The 16,497-nt window shown below is 71.1% G+C and carries 10 protein-coding genes and 1 pseudogene; 1 reads left to right on the top strand and 10 read right to left on the bottom strand.

Features of this window, described 5'->3' with window-relative positions:
- Positions 1–58: 58 nt before the first annotated feature.
- The 3 genes and pseudogenes from ACFWZH_RS15850 to ACFWZH_RS15840 all read right to left on the bottom strand — a co-directional run bounded on the left by ACFWZH_RS15850 (position 59) and on the right by ACFWZH_RS15840 (position 4,429).
- Positions 59–2,719: a bifunctional FO biosynthesis protein CofGH gene (locus ACFWZH_RS15850; RefSeq protein ID WP_384430186.1), complete on the bottom strand. Its 2,661-nt coding sequence runs from the start codon at positions 2,717–2,719 to the stop codon at positions 59–61.
- A gap of 134 nt (positions 2,720–2,853) precedes the next feature.
- A pseudogene (locus ACFWZH_RS15845) lies at positions 2,854–3,253 on the bottom strand (VOC family protein).
- A 351-nt stretch (positions 3,254–3,604) separates the two neighbouring features.
- Positions 3,605–4,429: a TIGR03619 family F420-dependent LLM class oxidoreductase gene (locus ACFWZH_RS15840; RefSeq protein WP_384430183.1), complete on the bottom strand. Its 825-nt coding sequence runs from the start codon at positions 4,427–4,429 to the stop codon at positions 3,605–3,607.
- A gap of 188 nt (positions 4,430–4,617) precedes the next feature.
- On the opposite strand from ACFWZH_RS15840, the gene ACFWZH_RS15835 reads away from it, so the two are divergent.
- Positions 4,618–6,141, top strand: coding sequence for a CehA/McbA family metallohydrolase (locus ACFWZH_RS15835; protein ID WP_384430180.1), 1,524 nt, complete (start codon positions 4,618–4,620; stop codon positions 6,139–6,141).
- Positions 6,142–6,731: 590 nt separating this feature from the next.
- On the opposite strand, the gene ACFWZH_RS15830 is transcribed toward ACFWZH_RS15835, so the two are convergent.
- The 7 genes from ACFWZH_RS15830 to ACFWZH_RS15800 form a co-directional block, all read right to left on the bottom strand.
- Positions 6,732–8,297, bottom strand: a complete 1,566-nt coding sequence (locus ACFWZH_RS15830) for an APC family permease (RefSeq protein WP_384430177.1) — start codon at positions 8,295–8,297, stop codon at positions 6,732–6,734.
- A 367-nt stretch (positions 8,298–8,664) separates the two neighbouring features.
- Positions 8,665–10,125, bottom strand: a complete 1,461-nt coding sequence (locus ACFWZH_RS15825) for an aldehyde dehydrogenase family protein (RefSeq protein WP_384430174.1) — start codon at positions 10,123–10,125, stop codon at positions 8,665–8,667.
- 162 nt (positions 10,126–10,287) lie between these two features.
- Complete coding sequence (locus ACFWZH_RS15820; protein ID WP_384430171.1) at positions 10,288–12,027, bottom strand: amidohydrolase family protein; 1,740 nt, start codon at positions 12,025–12,027, stop codon at positions 10,288–10,290.
- 66 nt (positions 12,028–12,093) lie between these two features.
- Positions 12,094–13,218: an LLM class flavin-dependent oxidoreductase gene (locus ACFWZH_RS15815; RefSeq protein WP_384430168.1), complete on the bottom strand. Its 1,125-nt coding sequence runs from the start codon at positions 13,216–13,218 to the stop codon at positions 12,094–12,096.
- Between the two features lie 147 nt (positions 13,219–13,365).
- Positions 13,366–14,151: an SDR family NAD(P)-dependent oxidoreductase gene (locus ACFWZH_RS15810; RefSeq protein WP_384430165.1), complete on the bottom strand. Its 786-nt coding sequence runs from the start codon at positions 14,149–14,151 to the stop codon at positions 13,366–13,368.
- Between the two features lie 143 nt (positions 14,152–14,294).
- Positions 14,295–15,260: a TIGR03619 family F420-dependent LLM class oxidoreductase gene (locus ACFWZH_RS15805; protein ID WP_384430247.1), complete on the bottom strand. Its 966-nt coding sequence runs from the start codon at positions 15,258–15,260 to the stop codon at positions 14,295–14,297.
- Between the two features lie 305 nt (positions 15,261–15,565).
- The gene (locus ACFWZH_RS15800) at positions 15,566–16,438 is read right to left on the bottom strand and encodes a DUF4231 domain-containing protein (protein WP_384430162.1); all 873 of its coding nucleotides are present in this window, start codon (positions 16,436–16,438) and stop codon (positions 15,566–15,568) included.
- Positions 16,439–16,497: the final 59 nt, after the last annotated feature.

Here is a 16,497-nt window from a genome sequence, read left to right as displayed (position 1 = left end):
TGGCCGGCGTCGACGCCGTCAGCCTCAGTTCACCGTCCATTCCACCCCTACTCCACTCCTACTCCACCACCGGCAGTAGCTCCGGCAGGTGGCCGTCCGACGCGAGGGCCGTGCTGTGACGTTCCTGCGGCACCGGGCCGTAGGTCGTCGTGCGCGGGCGGGCGGGACGGCCGGCCTGGTCGGCGATGGCGATCAGGTCCTGGATGGAGCGGTAGGAGCCGTAACTCGATCCCGCCATCCGGGAGATGGTCTCCTCCATCAGGGTGCCGCCCAGGTCGTTGGCGCCCGAGCGGAGCATCTCGGCAGCGCCGTCCGTGCCGAGCTTGACCCAGCTGGTCTGGATGTTGGTGATGTGCGGGTGGAGCAGGAGACGGGCCATGGCCGTCACCGCGCGGTTGTCTCGGGTGGTGGGGCCGGGACGGGCGATACCGGCGAGGTAGACGGGGGCGTTGGTGTGGATGAAGGGGAGGGTGACGAATTCGGTGAAGCCATCGACGTTGTGGGACAGCGCGGACTGCTGGATCTCGGCCAGCAGGCGGAGGTGTCCGAGCCAGTGCCGCGGCTGGTCGACATGGCCGTACATCATCGTCGATGACGAGCGGATGCCCAGCTCATGGGCGGTTTTGATGACCTCGACCCAGGTGGCGGTGGGCAGCTTGCCCTTGGTGAGGATCCAGCGGACCTCGTCGTCGAGGATCTCGGCGGCCGTCCCGGGAATGCTGTCCAGGCCGGCGGCCTTGGCTTCGGTGAGCCACTCGCGGAGGGACATACCGGTGCGCGTCGCGCCGTTGACGACCTCCATGGGCGAGAAGGCGTGCACGTGCATGCCCGGGACGCGCTCCTTGACGGCGCGGGCGATGTCGAAGTACGCCGTACCGGGCAGGTCGGGGTGGATGCCGCCCTGCATGCAGACCTCCACCGCACCCACGTCCCAGGCCTGCTGGGCACGGTCGGCGACCTGGGAGAGGGAGAGCGTGTAGGCGTCGGCGTCCGTGCGGCGCTGGGCGAAGGCGCAGAAGCGGCAGCCGGTGTAGCAGACGTTGGTGAAGTTGATGTTCCTGGTGACGATGTAGGTGACGTCGTCACCAACCGTTGCGCGGCGCAGCTCGTCGGCGATCTTGCAGAGGGCGTCCAGCGCCGGTCCGTCGGCGTGCAGCAGCGCCAGCGCCTCCGGGTCGGTCAGCTTGGTGGGATCGTCGGCGGCCTGCGACAGGGCCTGCCGTACGTCGGCATCGATCCGCTCCGGCGCCATCCCCGGGGCGGCGGCCTCACGCAGCGCCTCCCAGTCGCCGTAGACCTCGTCGAAGTCGTCGCGGCGGTCGGTGGTGCGGCCGTCGGTGTCGATGGTGCGGTGCAGGTCCGTGCGGCCCGTGGAGTGCATCGCGAAGCCCTCGTCGGGCTCCTGCCAGGGGCGGCCGACCACCGGGGCGTCCTCGACGGCCAGTCCCGTCTCCGGGTCGACGAGGGCGCGGACATGGGGCAGCAGGCGGGGGTCGAGCCAGGGTTCGCCGCGCTGGATGAACTCCGGGTAGATGGGGAGCCGTTCGCGCAGTTCGAAGCCGGCGGTGGCGCAGCGCTCGGTCAGTTCCTCGATCTGCGGCCAGGGGCGCTCGGGGTTGACGTGGTCGAGGGTCAGCGGGGAGACGCCGCCCCAGTCGTCGATCCCGGCGTCGATGAGCAGCGCGTATTCGCCGTCGACCAGATTGGGCGGGGCCTGGAGACGGGTCGAGGGGCCCATGATGTGCCGGGCCACCGCGATCGTCGCGGCCAGCTCCTCCAGTTCGGCGTCCGGCATGCCGCGCATCGCCGTGTCCGGCTTGGCGCGGAAGTTCTGCATGATCAGTTCCTGGATGCCGTGGTACGCGCGCTGGATGCGGCGCAGCGCGAAGAGGGACTCGGCTCGCTCCTCATAGGTCTCGCCGATGCCGATCAACAGCCCGCTGGTGAAGGGAACGTTGGAGCGGCCGGCGTCCTCCAGGACACGCAACCGGACGGCCGGCTCCTTGTCGGGCGATCCGTAGTGCGGACCGCCGGGCTCGCTCCACAGGCGCTCGGCGGTCGTCTCCAGCATCATCCCCAGCGACGGGGCCACCGGCTTCAGGCGCTGGAAGTCCGTCCAGGACATCACCCCGGGGTTGAGGTGCGGCAGCAGTCCGGTCTCCTCCAGGACGCGGATGGCCATGGCGCGGAGGTACGAGATCGTGTCGTCGTAGCCGTGCGCCTCCAGCCATTCACGGGCCTCCGGCCAGCGGTCCTCGGGCTTGTCCCCCAGGGTGAACAGGGCTTCCTTACAGCCCATTTCCGCGCCGCGGCGCGCGATGTCCAGCACCTCGTCGGGCGACATGAACATTCCGTGGCCGTCGCGACGCAGCTTGCCGGGGACGGTGACGAAGGTGCAGTAGTGGCACTTGTCCCGGCACAGGCGCGTCAGGGGGATGAAGACACCGCGCGAGTACGTGATGACGCCGGGGCGGCCCGCGGCCTCCAGGCCGGCGTCCCGCACCCGGGCCGCGGAGGCACACAGGTCCTTGAGGTCCTCGCCGCGAGCCTGCAGCAGCACCGCGGCCTCGCCGACGTCCAGCGCCACGCCGTCGCGGGCCCGCTTCAGCGCGCGGCGCATCGCGTTCGCCGTGGGGCGGCCCTGGGTGGGCCCGGCGCTCGTCCCTTGGTCGGTCACCTGGTCGGATGCCTGGTCAGGCCCCTGCGCGCTGGTAGTCATTCCCCGAGCATACGAGCGCGCGCCGACAGCGCCCCAGCCTGAGATGGGGCGGCCGGTGTGCCACTGATCACTGCGGACGGAGGTTATGCCCGCGCCCAAAGCGGGCAATTCCCCGGCGGCGGCTCCCGGCATGCCTACATGCTGGCCAACAGCTCGTCGGAGTACGTCCGGGTCAGGAACTCCATGTTGTGACCATCGGGGTCGTTGATGTAGACGCCGCGGCCGCCGTCCAGGGTGTTGATCCTGGGGCTTGCGGTGCAGAGGGTCGGCCCAGTAGGGCAGTTCGCGCTCCTGTATGCGGCCCAGGATCGCGTCGAATTCGTCCTCGGTGACCAGGAACGCGTAGTGCGTGGGGACGAACTCACCGCTGCCGGCGAGATGCTCGGCGTAATCGAGGGCCACCCCGTTGTCCAGCTTGAGGGCGGCGAAGGGTCCGAACGACTTCGGCTCGGGCACTCCCAGCAGACCGGCGAGGAAGCGGGCGGAGGCGAAGCGGTCGGTGCTCTGCACGATCGTGTGGTCGAGGCGGGGCATCTGGGATCTCCTTGATCTTTGTGGTCCGGTGGTCGGCGGCGCCCCCCGTGAGCCCTGGATCGCCCTGGATCGGCTCGGGCCGCCGGCCTCCGGGACCGGTGATCGATCTCCTGCGGACCGTGGACCTGCGGGTCCTTCACCTTCGACGGTACGACCGCGGGCGCCGGCGCGGATCGGTCTGCGGTACCGGCCGGGCCGGTACCGGGCCGTACGCCGATGGTCCTAGGGCAGGCCGAAGCCCCAGCCCTCCCCGGGCACGCACCCCGGCCCTACCCGCCCGTCACCCACCCCGCACGGCACGCTCCTGTACGTCACGGGTGCTGCTGCGCCGACCGCCGGGGGGCTGCCGCGTCACAGGTACCGCGCGAAGTCGTCCAGCGTCCGCAGCACCTCCGCCTCCCCGGCGGCGGGCAGTTGCAGGACCACTTCCCGCAGGCCCAGGTCGCGGTAGTGGGCCAGCTTTCCGGCCGAGGGCCGCACTCCGTACGGCACCACCAGCGGCTCGCCCGGTCGTCCCGCGTCCGACCAGGCCTGCCGCAGCACCGGGAGGGTCTCGGTCAGCCCGCGGCCACCGATCGGCAGCCAGCCGTCCGCGTACTCGGCGATCTGCCCGAAGAGTTTGGGGCCGGCCGCGCCGCCGAGCAGCGTGCGCGGCGCGCCGTGCACCGGCTTGGGGTAGGCCAGGGATGCCCGTACGGACCCGAATTCCCCCTTGTACGCGGTGGGTTCGTCCGCCCACAGGGCGCGCATCAACGCCACCCGGTCACGGGTCAGCTCGCGTCGGGTCGACCACTCCACCCCGTGGTCGGCGGCCTCCTCGACGTTCCAGCCGTAGCCGATGCCGAGCGTGAAACGGCCCCCGGAGAGGAAGTCGAGGGTCGCGATCTGCTTGGCGAGGTCGACCGGGTCGTGCTGCGTGACGAGGGTGATGCCGGTGCCCAGGGCGAGGCGCTCGGTGACCGCGGCGGCTTGGCCCAGGGCGATGAACGGGTCGAGGGTGCGGCCGTATTCGCGGGGCAGCGGCTCGCCCATGGGCGCGGGGGTGTCGCGGCTGGCGGGGATGTGCGTGTGTTCGGGGAGGTAGAGGCCGGCGAATCCGCGCTGCTCCAGCTCACGGGCGAGTCGGTCCGGCCTGATCGTCTCGTCGGTCAGGAAGATCGTGGTCGCGATCTGCATCTGGGGACACCTCCGTCAGGCGTGTGGGTGACGGCATGTTGCCTCAGCGCCCGACAGTTATCCACAGGCCTTTCCCTCCGCGTCACAGCCGCGTACAACAGTTTTCACGCGGCGCGACGAACCGACCGCGCAGCGGTACGAGACCACACAGCGACACGAGACGGCACGAGACGACGCGGGGGGCGGGTATGGAACGACGCGATGTTCTGAGACTTTCGGCGGTTGCGGGCGCGACGGGCGCGCTTACGCTCGGACGTGTGAGCTTCGCCGACGCGGAGCCGGCGGCCGGGCAGCCCGGTGGCGGGCCGGGCGAGCAGACCCGCCGGGTCACCGGCCATCTGCCGACGGGTGCGCCGGACTTCGTCTATCTGCCGGTCGAAGTGCCGCGCGGGGTGAGGGAGATCGCCGTCTCCTACCGCTACGACAAACCGCCCGTGCCGGAAGGCACGGCCGGCAACGCCTGCGACATCGGCATCTTCGACGAGCGGGGAACGGAGCTGGGCGGCCCCGGCTTCCGCGGCTGGTCGGGCGGCGCGCGTTCGGAGTTCTTCCTGCGCGCAGACGAGGCCACCCCGGGGTACCTCCCCGGCCCCGTCAACGCCGGCACCTGGCACATCGCCCTCGGCCCGTACACGGTCGCTCCGCAGGGACTGTCCTACGACGTCACGATCACCCTGCGGTACGGCCCGCGGGGGCACACCCCGGCGCCCGTCTATCCGCCCGAGCGTGCCCGGGGCCGCGGACGCGCCTGGTATCGCGGCGACAGCCATCTGCACTCGGTCCACTCCGACGGCAAGCGCACACCCGCCGAGATCGCGGCGCTGGCCCGCGCCGCCGGCCTGGACTTCATCAACACCTCCGAGCACAACACCACCTCCGCGCACCGCGCCTGGGAGGGGCTGTGGGGCGACGACCTGCTGATCATGACCGGTGAGGAGGTGACCACCCGCAATGGGCATGTGGTGGCGATGGGCACCGACCCCGGGACCTTCGTCGACTGGCGCTACCGGGCGCGCGACAACGCCTTCGGGAAGTTCGCGCGTGCCATCCGTCGGGCCGGGGGCCTGGTTATCCCGGCGCACCCGCACGCCACATGCATCGGCTGCAACTGGAAGTTCGGGCTGAACGAAGCGGATGCGGTGGAGGTCTGGAACGGCCCGTACACCCCCGATGACGAGGTCACCCTCGCCGAGTGGGACAACACGCTGGTCGCACACGCCCAGGGCCGCGCCGACTGGCTGCCGGCCGTCGGCCACAGCGACGCCCACCGCGACCCGGACGTCGTCGGTCTGCCGCAGACCGTGGTGCTCGCCGACGATCTCTCCCGCCGTGCCCTGCAGGACGGCATACGGTCGGGCCGGGTCTGGATCGCCGAATCCTCGAAGGTCGACCTGGCCTTCTCCGTCACCGGCGAGCGCGGCGAACACGCCGGAATCGGCGAGCGTCTGGAGGTCTCCCGCACGACGCGGGTCACCGCACGGCTGAAGGTGTCCGGAACCCCCGGCTGCACGGTCTCCTTCGTCACCGACCAGGGCCGGCTGTACACGACCCCGCTTCCGCCGTCCGGCGAGGGCACCGTCACCTGGCAGACCACCCCGGACTACGCCGCCTATATACGCGCGGAAGTCCGCCACCCACAGACCACAGCGGGCCTCCCGGGCCCGATGGCGGCCATGACCAACCCGGTGTTCCTGGGAGGGCGTGAAACCTGAGGAGTTTGGGATGCCTGAGGCGGCGGAGGCGCCGGGGGTGAGGCCGGTCTCGGGGACGGCTCGGGCATCGGGGGCGCGGCTGGTGTGGGGACGGCCAGGCATCGGAAGTGAGGCCGGTGTCTGATGCGGCCCAGGCATCGGGGCGTGACTGGGATCGGGACGGCTAGGCATCGGAGGTGAGGCCGCTCTCGGGGACACCCCAGGTATCGGGGACATGGCTGGTGTGGGGGCGACCAGGCATCGGCGGTGAGGCGGCCGGTGTCGGGGACGGCCGGGCATAGGGGGCGCGGCTGGTGTGGGGGCGACCAGGCATCGGGGCATCTGGTGTGGGGACGACGAGGCATCGGAAGTGAGGCCGACCTCGGGGGCGGCCCCGGCATCGGAGGCTTGGCAGGTGTCTGAGGTGACGCGAGCGCCAGAGCTGCGGGCCGGTGTCGGAGCCGCCCTTGGCGTCTGAGGCGTGAGGTGTCAGGTGTGAGGCATGAGGTGTGAGGCCAACGTGCCGGGCGCGGGCGGGGCGGGGTTGGGGGTGGGGGTGGGGTGGGGGGGTGGGGGGGTGGGGCGGGCCCCCGCCCCGTCCCCCCCGGCGCCTACTCCTCCACCACCAACGCTGGCGTAGTCCGCGTCAGTACCTCGCCCCGGAAGAAGGCGGGGCTGCTGCGTTGCATGACCAGCATGAGCACGACGCCCAGCAGGAGCAGGCCGACCCCGATGACGAAGACCGAGCCGATGCCGAGGACCGAACTGCCGGACCCGTAGGCGGGGTTCCACATGTCGATCAGGGTCTTGGCGAAGACGGCCGCGAGCAGGGCGCCGCCCAGGAACGGGAAGACCCCCTTGAAGAGCAGGTCGCGGACCGAGGTGCGTAGTTCACGGCGGAAGAACCAGGCGCAGGCGAAGGCCGTGATCGAGTAGTAGAAGCAGATCATGAGGCCGAGGGCGTAGATGGTGTCGATGAGGACGTTCTCGCTGAGGAGGCTCATCACGGTGTAGAAGACGCCGGTGGCGACACCGGCGGCGACGGTGGCCTGGCCCGGGGAGCGGAAGCGCGGGTGGATCTTGGCGAAGGACGCCGGCAGCGCCTCGTACGCGCTCATCGCCAGGACCGTACGGGCCACGGGAATGAACGTGGTCTGCAGGCTGGCCGCGGCCGAGGCGAGTACCGCGACGAAGAGCAGTACGCCGAGCACGGTGCCCATGACGGGGTTGGCGAGGGCGGCGAAGACGTTGTCGGACGTGTCCGGGTTGCCCAGGCCGAGTCCCTTGTCGCCGGCGCCGGAGAACATCTGGGAGGCCACGGCCGTGAGCAGGTACGAGCCGATCAGTACGAGCATGGCCAGCAGGGCGGCGCGGCCGGGTGTCTTCGCGCTGCCGGCGGTCTCCTCGTTGACCGTGAGGCAGGCGTCCCAGCCCCAGAACATGAAGATCGAGAGGGACAGGCCGGCCGTGAAGGCGGAGAACGACTGGACGGCGAACGGATCGAGCCAGGTCCAGGAGAAGTGGACGGAGCCGGCGAAGTCGCCGGACTGTGCCTTTGTCAGGGCCATCACGACGAAGACCGCGAGGACGGCGAGCTGGAGGCCGACCAGGGCGTACTGGACGCCCTTGGTGGCGGTCATCCCGCGGTAGCTGATCGCGGTGGCGACGGCGATGAAGGCCAGGCACGTCAGGATGTGGGCGGCCTTGTTGCCGTCGAGGTCGGCGATGGCCTGGCTGCCGGTGAGTTCACCGAGCAGCAGGTAGAAGAACGAGGTGGCCACGCCGGCGAGGTTGGAGAGCACGATGATCGTCGCGATCACCAGCCCCCAGCCGCACATCCAGCCGATCCGCGGCCCGAAGGCCTTGACGGTCCAGGTGAAGGAGGTGCCGCAGTCCGGCACTGCCTTGTTGAGCTCACGGTAGGCGAAGGCGACCAGCAGCATCGGCAGGAAGCCGGCGAGGAAGACGGCGGGCATCTGCAGCCCGACCTCGCCGACCGTCGGGCCGAGCGTCGAGGTGAGGCAGTAGACGGGGGCGACGGTGGAGATGCCGATGACCGCGCTGCCGAGCAGGCCTACGGAGTTGCCGCTGAGGCCCTTGCTGCGGGTGTCACCGCCGGTGGTGCCGACGCTCGTTACCGTGTCTCCGGTCTGGGGCCGGGGGTCAACCTGAACCATGAACAGGACGTTAAGCGCTGCTGTATTCGTATCCGGAAGATCGAACTCCGCAACGGAAGCCTTCGCTACACAGGAGAGCTGGCGCCCCACCCGCCCAATGCCAAGCCTTGTTGCAGGATCAACCTTTGATTCAACGGCCGCGCGTCACCGCTTCCACATTGCGGGAATCGCAGCACTGTCCGATTTGCCACGATTCAAAATTTTCCCGTCCGGATTTTGAACACCACATCTCGCTCACCGGATCTTCCGGCTCCCCCGCTCCACCCGGCAGCCTCCCGCTCCGCCCGGCAGCCTCCTCCCGACGCCGCGCCGCCCCGACGCCGGCCGCCCCGACACCGTGCCGCCCCGACGGCCCCACCGCCCCGCCTCACCCCGGCCACACGATCGCCTGCAGCTCGCTGTACGCATGCAGCGCGTACGAGCCCACGTCCCGCCCCACCCCACTCCTCTTGAACCCGCCGAACGGCGCCTCCATGTTCCGGCCGACCGTGTTCACCCCGACCCCGCCGGCCCGCAGCCGCCGGGCCACCCGGAAGGCGCGGGCCACATCGCCCGACCAGACGTAGTCGATCAGGCCGTAGTCGCTGTCGTTGGCCAGGGCCACCCCTTCGTCCTCCTCGTCGAAGGGAAGGACCACGACGACCGGGCCGAAGATCTCCTCCCGCACCACGCGCATCTCGCGGGTGCAGTCGGCGAGGAGCGTCGGGGCCACATAGAACCCCTTCTCCCGCGCGGGCCGCTCACCGCCCGCGACCAGGCGGGCGCCCTCCTTCCGGCCCAGTTCCACATACGACTCGACCCGGTCCCGGTGCGCGGCCGAGATCACCGGCCCGACGACCGTGCCCCGCTCCCTCGGGTCGCCGACCCCGAGCCGGCCGACGTACCGCGCGAGCCCGTCCACCAGCGCCTCGTACACGCCCCGCTGCGCGATCACCCGGGTCGGCGCCGTACAGATCTGCCCGCTGTAGAAGGAGAAGGTCGTGCCGATGCCCCGGACGGCCGACTCCAGGTCCGCGTCGTCGAAGACCACCGCCGCGCCCTTGCCGCCCAGCTCCATGAGCTGGCGCTTCATGCCCCGCCCGCAGACCTCGCCGATGCGCTGCCCGACGGCCGTGGAGCCGGTGAAGCTGACCATGTCCACGTCCGGCGCGTCGACGGCCGCCGCGCCGACCTCCGCCGACGCGCCGCTCACCACGTTCACCACACCCGGCGGCGCGCCCGCCTCCGCCAGCGCGGCCGCCATCCGGTACACCGACAGGGGATCCTGCGGGGCGGGCTTGACCACGACCGTGTTGCCCATGGCGAGGGCCGGGGCCACCTTGCCCGCCGGATTCGCCCAGGGGTTGTTGTAGGAGGTGATGCAGGTGACGACGCCGACCGGCTGGCGTACCGCGAGCGCTCCGATCACCGCCGCCCCGCCCATCGGCCCGGCCTCGTTGATCTGCGGCACGAGGGCCTGCTCCACCGGCTCCAGGGCTCCCTTGGCGTAGCGGCGGAAGCGCGCCACGGCCACCCCGACCTGCATGCCCCGCGCGGTCCCGGTCGTCGCACCGCTCTCTGCCTGCGCCAGCTCGGTGTTCGCGGCGAGGTCGCGCTGGATGACGTCAGCGGCCCGGTCGAGGATCGCGGCGCGCTCCTCCGGCCGGGTACGGGACCAGGCCGCGAAGGCCTCGCGCGCCGCCGCGGCCGCCTCGTGGACCTGCGCCCGGGACGCCTCCGGCGCGCGCCCGACGACCGACTCGTGCGCCGGATCGATCACCTCGTAGTGCCCGCCGGCCGGCTCGACCCACTCCCCGCCGATGAACAGCTTCCCGTCCACAGCCGTCACTTGGCACCCCCGGTCGTCACTTGGCGCTCCCCGGCCGTCATGTGGTGCTCTCCTGCCGCCACTTGGCGCTCCCCGCCGTCATATGGCCCGCCCCGGTCGCCACTTGGCTGTCGCCGGACGCCACCTGACGCCCCCGCACACCCACGGGGCACCCGACCGCCGTCACCGGGTGGCCACCGTCCTGGTGTCCCGCCCCGACCGCAGCACCCTGCCCGGCACGGCTCCGGTCACCGCGTCGTCACGGATCGCCTCGACGCCGTTGACCCATACCGCGTTGACGCCGATCGCCGTGGAGTCCAGGCGGGGGCTGTCGCCCGGCAGGTCGTGCACGAGCGTCGCCTTGCCCGCGTCGATGGTCTCCGGGTCGAAGAGCACCAGATCGGCGTGCCAGCCTTCCTGGACGCGTCCTCGCTCCCGCAGGCCGAAGAGCCGCGCGGGGTCGTCGGTGAGCATCTTCACGGCCTGCTCCAGGCCGACCAGCCTGCGGCCGCGCAGGCAGTCGCCGAGGAAGCGGGTCGTGTACGGGGCCCCGCACATCCGGTCCAGGTGCGCGCCCGCGTCCGAGCCGCCCAGCAGCACGTCCTCGTGCTGCCAGGTCTCGGCGCGCAGGGCCCAGGATTCCGGGTCGTTGTCGGTCGGCATGGGCCACAGCACGGTGCGGAGCCGGTCGTTGGCGCAGATCTCCACCAGGCAGGCGAACGGCTCCTGTCCGCGCTCGGCGGCGATGTCCCGCACGACCCGCCCCGTCAGGCCCTCGTTGGCCTCGCTGTACGTGTCGCCGATGACATAGCGGCCGAAGTCGGCGAGCCGCCGGAAGACGCCGGCCTCCTTGCTGTCCGCGCGCCGCAGCATCTCGGCGCGCACCTCCGCGTCGCGCAGTCTGGCGATCCGCTCGTCGACCGGCAGCCCGAGGATCTCGCCCCAGCCGGGGATCAGGTTCAGGGCGCAGAAGGTGCCCAGCGACATGTTCATCGGCGTCAGGATCGGCATCGTCAGCGCCACGATCCGGCCGCCGGCCTTCCGGGCCCGCTCGCCGGCCACGAGCTGGCGGGGCACGCGTTCGGGGACGGCGGCGTCGATGGTGAGGACGTTCCAGTTCAGGGGCCGCCCGGCCGCCGCGCTCATCTCCACGAACAGCTCGATCTCCGCGTCGCTGAACTGGTCGAGGCAGCCGGCCACGATGGCTTCCAGCTGCGTGCCCTCGTGCTCGGCGACGGCCCGCGACAGGGCGAGCAGCTCGGCCGGCTTCGCGTGCCGGGACGCGACCGGCTCGCCGTCGCCGTCGGAGTGGGTGGACGACTGGGTGGTGGACAGCCCCCACGCCCCCGCCTCCATCGCCTCGTGGAAGAGGGCGAGCATCTGCGCCATCTGCTGCTCGCTCGGCTGTCCGCCGACCGCGTCGGCGCCCATCACGTAGCGGCGCAGCGCGCAATGCCCCACCATGAAGCCCGCGTTGACGGCGATGCGTCCCTCCAGCGCGTCCAGGTACTCCCCGAACGAGTGCCAGTTCCAGGGCGCGCCCTCCTCCAGCGCCACCAGGGACATGCCCTCCACCTTGGACATCATCCGGCGGGTGTAGTCGGCGTCCTCGGGCCGCGCGGGGTTCAGCGGGGCCAGGGTGAAGCCGCAGTTGCCGCCCGCGACGGTGGTCACGCCGTGGTTGAGCGAGGGCGTGGCATAGGGGTCCCAGAAGAGCTGGGCGTCGTAGTGGGTATGCGGGTCGACGAACCCGGGCGCCAATATCCGGCCGTGGGCGTCCTCGCTCGTCGTGGCCTCCTCGCGCACCGTCCCGGGTCCGGCGATGACGGCGATGCGCCCGCCGCGTATCCCGACGTCGGCGACGTACCCGGGCGCGCCCGTCCCGTCCACGACGGTCGCGCCCCTGATCAGGTGGTCGAGCATGGCGGCGGTGCCTCCCTTTCGGTTGCCGGACCCTTCTGTTGCCGGACCTCCCGGTGACCGGACGTCTCAGTCGCCGGCCGCCTGCCGGAAGCGGGTCGTGCGATGGACCGGATCCGTGTCGATCTTCGGGATCACGTGCTCGCCGATGAGCTTGATGGTGTTCATGGTGTCCTCGTACGACACCCCGATCGGCAGCCCGAAGCTCAGCTGGTCGGCGCCGGCCTGCTCCCAGCGCTTGCACTGCCGCAGCACCTCGTCCGGATCGCCGCAGATCATCAGCTCCTCGGCGATCAGCAGCTCGATGATCTCGGCGGTGTAGTCGGGCAGCAGCTCGGGCCACTCGGGGATGCCCTCGGGCCGCGGGAAGGTGTCGTGGTAGCGGAAGACCAGCGACTGGAGGTAGTTGAGCCCGCCGCCCACGGCGATCTCCACCGCCTTGTCGTGTGTCTCGGCGCAGATCGCCGTCGACGTCACCATCACGTTGTCGTTGACGAAGTCGCCGACCGGCTCGGCGTCCCGGACGGCCGTCTTGTACTGCTCCAGCACCCACTCCATGTCGGAGACCTTCTGGACGCTGAAGCCCAGCACGCCGAGCCCCTTCTTGGCCGCCATGGCGTACGAGGACGGCGACCCGGCCGCGTACCACATCGCCGGGTGCGAGGCCCCGTACGGCTTGGGGAAGATCTTGCGCGGCGGCAGCTGCCAGTGCTTGCCCTGGAACCCGGGGTACTCCTCCTGGAGCCACATCTTCGGGAACTCGGCGATGGTCTCTTCCCAGATCTCCTTGGTGTGGTTCATGTCGGTGATGCCGGGGAGGAAGCCGAGGATCTCGTGCGAGCCGGCGCCGCGCCCGCTGCCGAACTCGAACCGCCCCTCGCTGAGGTGATCGAGCATGGCGACCTTCTCGGCGACCTTCACGGGGTGGTTGACCTGGGCGAGCGGGTTGAAGATCCCCGAGCCCAGATGGATCCGCTCGGTCGCGTGCGCCAGGTATCCCAGGAAGACGTCGTTGGCGGAGAGGTGCGAGTACTCCTCCAGGAAGTGGTGCTCGGACGCCCAGGCGTACTTGAAGCCGGAGGTGTCCGCCTGGATGACGTACTCGGTCTCCTCCATCAGCGCCTTGTGCTCCGCGAGCGGGTCGGTCTCGGCCCGCTTGCCCACGTATCCCTGTACAAAGAGCCCGAATTCCAAGGAGGTTCACCGTCCCGAGCTGTTTCTGACGTAGCGTCAGATTCGATGTGTGAGCCGACTGTTCCATCGCACGCCAGGGGCGTCAATAGCCGCCGCACGCTTGTCTGACTATCCGTCAGATCAGTGATGGGTCGGGCTTCCGCGCCGTCACAGGACGCTGACCCCCGCCAGCCATCCGCCGTCGATGACGAACGGCTGCCCGGTGATGTACGACGAGTCCTGGCAGGACAGGAAGAGCGCCAGCTTGGCGACCTCCTCCGGCTGTCCGACCCGCCCCAGCGGCACGAGCTTGGCGTAGAGCTCGCCGAGGGCCTGCGCGGCCGCCTCGCCGTCCGCCTCCGGATCGAGCTGCGCCGGATTGCTCATCGCGGTGTCGATGGCCCCCGGGCACACCGCGTTCACCCGGATCCCCTTGGCGGCGAGTTCGAGCGCGGCGACCCTCGTCAGGCCCACGATGGCGTGCTTGGTGGCGGTGTACGCGCCGACGTACGCCATGCCCGTGACGCCCGTGTACGAGGCGGTGTTCACGATGGTCCCGCCGCCCGCCGCCTCGATCTCGGGCGCGACGCTCTTGATGCCGAGGAAGGCGCCGACCTGGTTGACCTGGATGACCTGCTGGAACTCGTCGAGCGGGGTGCTGGTCAGCTCGTTGAAGCGCAGGATGCCGGCGTTGTTGACCAGCCCGTCGACCTTCCCGAAGGCCCGCTTGGCCGCGGCGACGGCGCCCCGCCAGTCGTCCTCCCGGCTCACGTCCAGGTGGACGTACGCGGCCCGCCCCTCCCCTATCTCTTTGGCGAGGGCCTCGCCCTGGTCGTCGAGGACGTCGGCGAGGACCACCCGCGCGCCCTCGTCCGCGAAGAGCCGCGCCTCCTGCTCGCCCTGCCCACGCGCCGCGCCGGTGACGATGACGACGCGTCCGTCCAGCTTTCCCATGACAGCCTCCTTGGCCTCTCGGTTCAGGTGCGGAAGGTCGGTTCGGGTACGGATGGTTGGTTCAGGTGCGGAGGGTTGGTGCAGGTGCGGGAGGCCGGGCGGCGGACCCTGTCCGGACAGTCGGTCCGGGTGCCCGCGACCGGTCAGTCCAGGTGAGGCGCGACATCGGCCGCGAACGCCGCCATCTGGTCGGTCAGTTCGCCGCGGCTGCGAGATCTGAACCGCACCTGGATCTGGTGCACGCCCATCGCGCCGTACTCCCGCAGCGACGCGGCGATCCGCTCCGGCTCCCCGGACAGGGTCCGCCGCCCGACCTCCCACCCCGGCGCGCCCACGTACACCGGCTCGACGATGGCCCCGATCACGGCCGGCTCCTCGATTCCGGCCGCCTCCCTGGCCACCTGCAGCGTCGCGATCTGCCCGGGCAGCTGCTCACGCCGGTCGCCCTGCGGCAGCCAGCCGTCCGCGCGCTCCGCGGCCCGGCGTACGGCGGCGGGCGAGGATCCCCCCACCCAGATCGGCGGCCGCGGCCGCTGCGCGGGCCGCGGCGCCTGGCCCAGCCCCTCGAACGCGAACCGCTCCCCGGCGAACTTCGGGAACTCCTCGGGCCCCAGCGCGGCCTTCAGCGCGTCCAGCGTCTCGTCCAGCACCGCCCCGCGCCGCGCGAAGTCCACCCCGAGCGCCTCGAACTCCTCCCGGACGTGCCCGGCGCCGACCCCGAGGATCAGCCGCCCGCCGGAGAGGTGATCGAGCGTCGCGTACTGCTTGGCGGTGACCAGCGGATGCTTCAGCCCGACCACCGCCACATGGCTCAGCAGCCGCACCCGTTCCGTCACAGCGGCCAGATGCGCGAGCGTGGCGACCGGGTCGTACCACACGGTGCTCATCGCCTCGGCCAGCCGCCGCGGGATCGCGATGTGCTCGCAGCAGGCGAGGTAGGAGAACCCGTGCCGGTCGGCGGCCCGTGCGATCTCGACCAGATCGGCGGGCCCCGCGGCGACCTCCCAGCTCTCCGCGTAGAGCGTGCTCTGCGACTGCACCGGAAGCTGCATCCCGTACGCCAGCCGCCCCCGCTCTGGCCGCCACACGCCTTGCCCCGCACCGCTCATGTCGCCGTCCACGCGCCCTCCAGCCATACCTGACGGACCGTCATATCGCTTGCCGGGTCATGGTCGTGCCTTACCTGCCATCAGGCAAGGGCCGGGGAGGGGCGGACCCGATGTCACTTTGTGGGCATCGCGCCTCAAGGATCACGGAGCACGCCTGTCGCTCGCGGCCGGTGACCGACGGCGAGGCGACCGAGACGCACGGCACCGCGACGGCGCCGTTGATCTCCGCCCGGGGTCCAAAGCCGCACGACCAGGGTCCGTCCGAGGCGTCGGGGCCCGTCGGCGGACCCTGGGAACCGGCCCGCCTACACCGCGCCCCGGGACGCCCGCCACATCGTGTGCTCCCGGCTGATCGCCTCCTCGGCGTCGGCGATCTCCTGGGCCCACTCCGCCTCGTCGTGCACCGCGGACAGCCGCTGGTGCACGATGCTCAGTTCGGTCGCGGCGAAGGTGTAGGCCCGGCCCAGCGACTCGTGCTGCCGGACCGCGAACCATGCGGCCCCGGCGCCCAGCACCGCCGCCAGGACACCGGGCAGGTCGAAGGTGACGATCTCCAACAGGCGCAGTACGGCGGCGAGCACGCCCAGTGCCTCCACGGTGATCAGGCCGATCCGCCAGCGGCGGGCGAGCGTGATGTTCGTGGCCGCCTTGGCCCCGTACCAGTCCTGCTGATCGGCGATCCGCCCGGTGAGATAGGCCTGCTTGCGGACCGCGAACGGGCTTCGGCGCAGTTCGCCCATGGTCTCGGTCGCGGCCATCGAGCCGACCGGGACGAGACTGTCGCTCGGCGCCTCCCGCAGCAGGACCTCCAGCCGCTCGTGGAACCTGCGCTCCGCGTCGGCCGCGGGCAGGGTGACGGGGAACGGGTCGCCGGCCACCGCGTACCGCCACGACAGCGTCTTGACCGACTCCGCCAGGGCCCGCCCGTCGTACCATGCCCGCTCCGGCCGGTCGGTGAGCATCCAGACCTCTAAATAGACGGTCGCCAGGAACGCCAGCAGCACCATCGCCACCGCCGCGTCCGCGCTCGACACCGCGCAGGCCGCGGCGGCGATCGCCAGCAGCAGCCGCCATTTCGTGCCCGTCATATAGCGCCGCTGCCCCGAGATGGAGGCAGTGTCCGCCGAACGGAATACCGCCGGGAAATCCCCGTCGCCGAGTGTGCGCACCTCGTCCATCCGCAGCCCCGCCCGCCCCTCGCACTCGCACTCGCAGCATGCGTCCGAAATATCGGAGG

Origin of the sequence: Streptomyces sp. NPDC059008 (assembly GCF_042749045.1) — a bacterium.
In the GTDB taxonomy this organism is placed as follows: domain Bacteria; phylum Actinomycetota; class Actinomycetes; order Streptomycetales; family Streptomycetaceae; genus Streptomyces.
The sequence above is the reverse complement of the archived record's forward strand: the minus strand, read 5'-3'. Positions and strand labels throughout refer to the sequence as shown.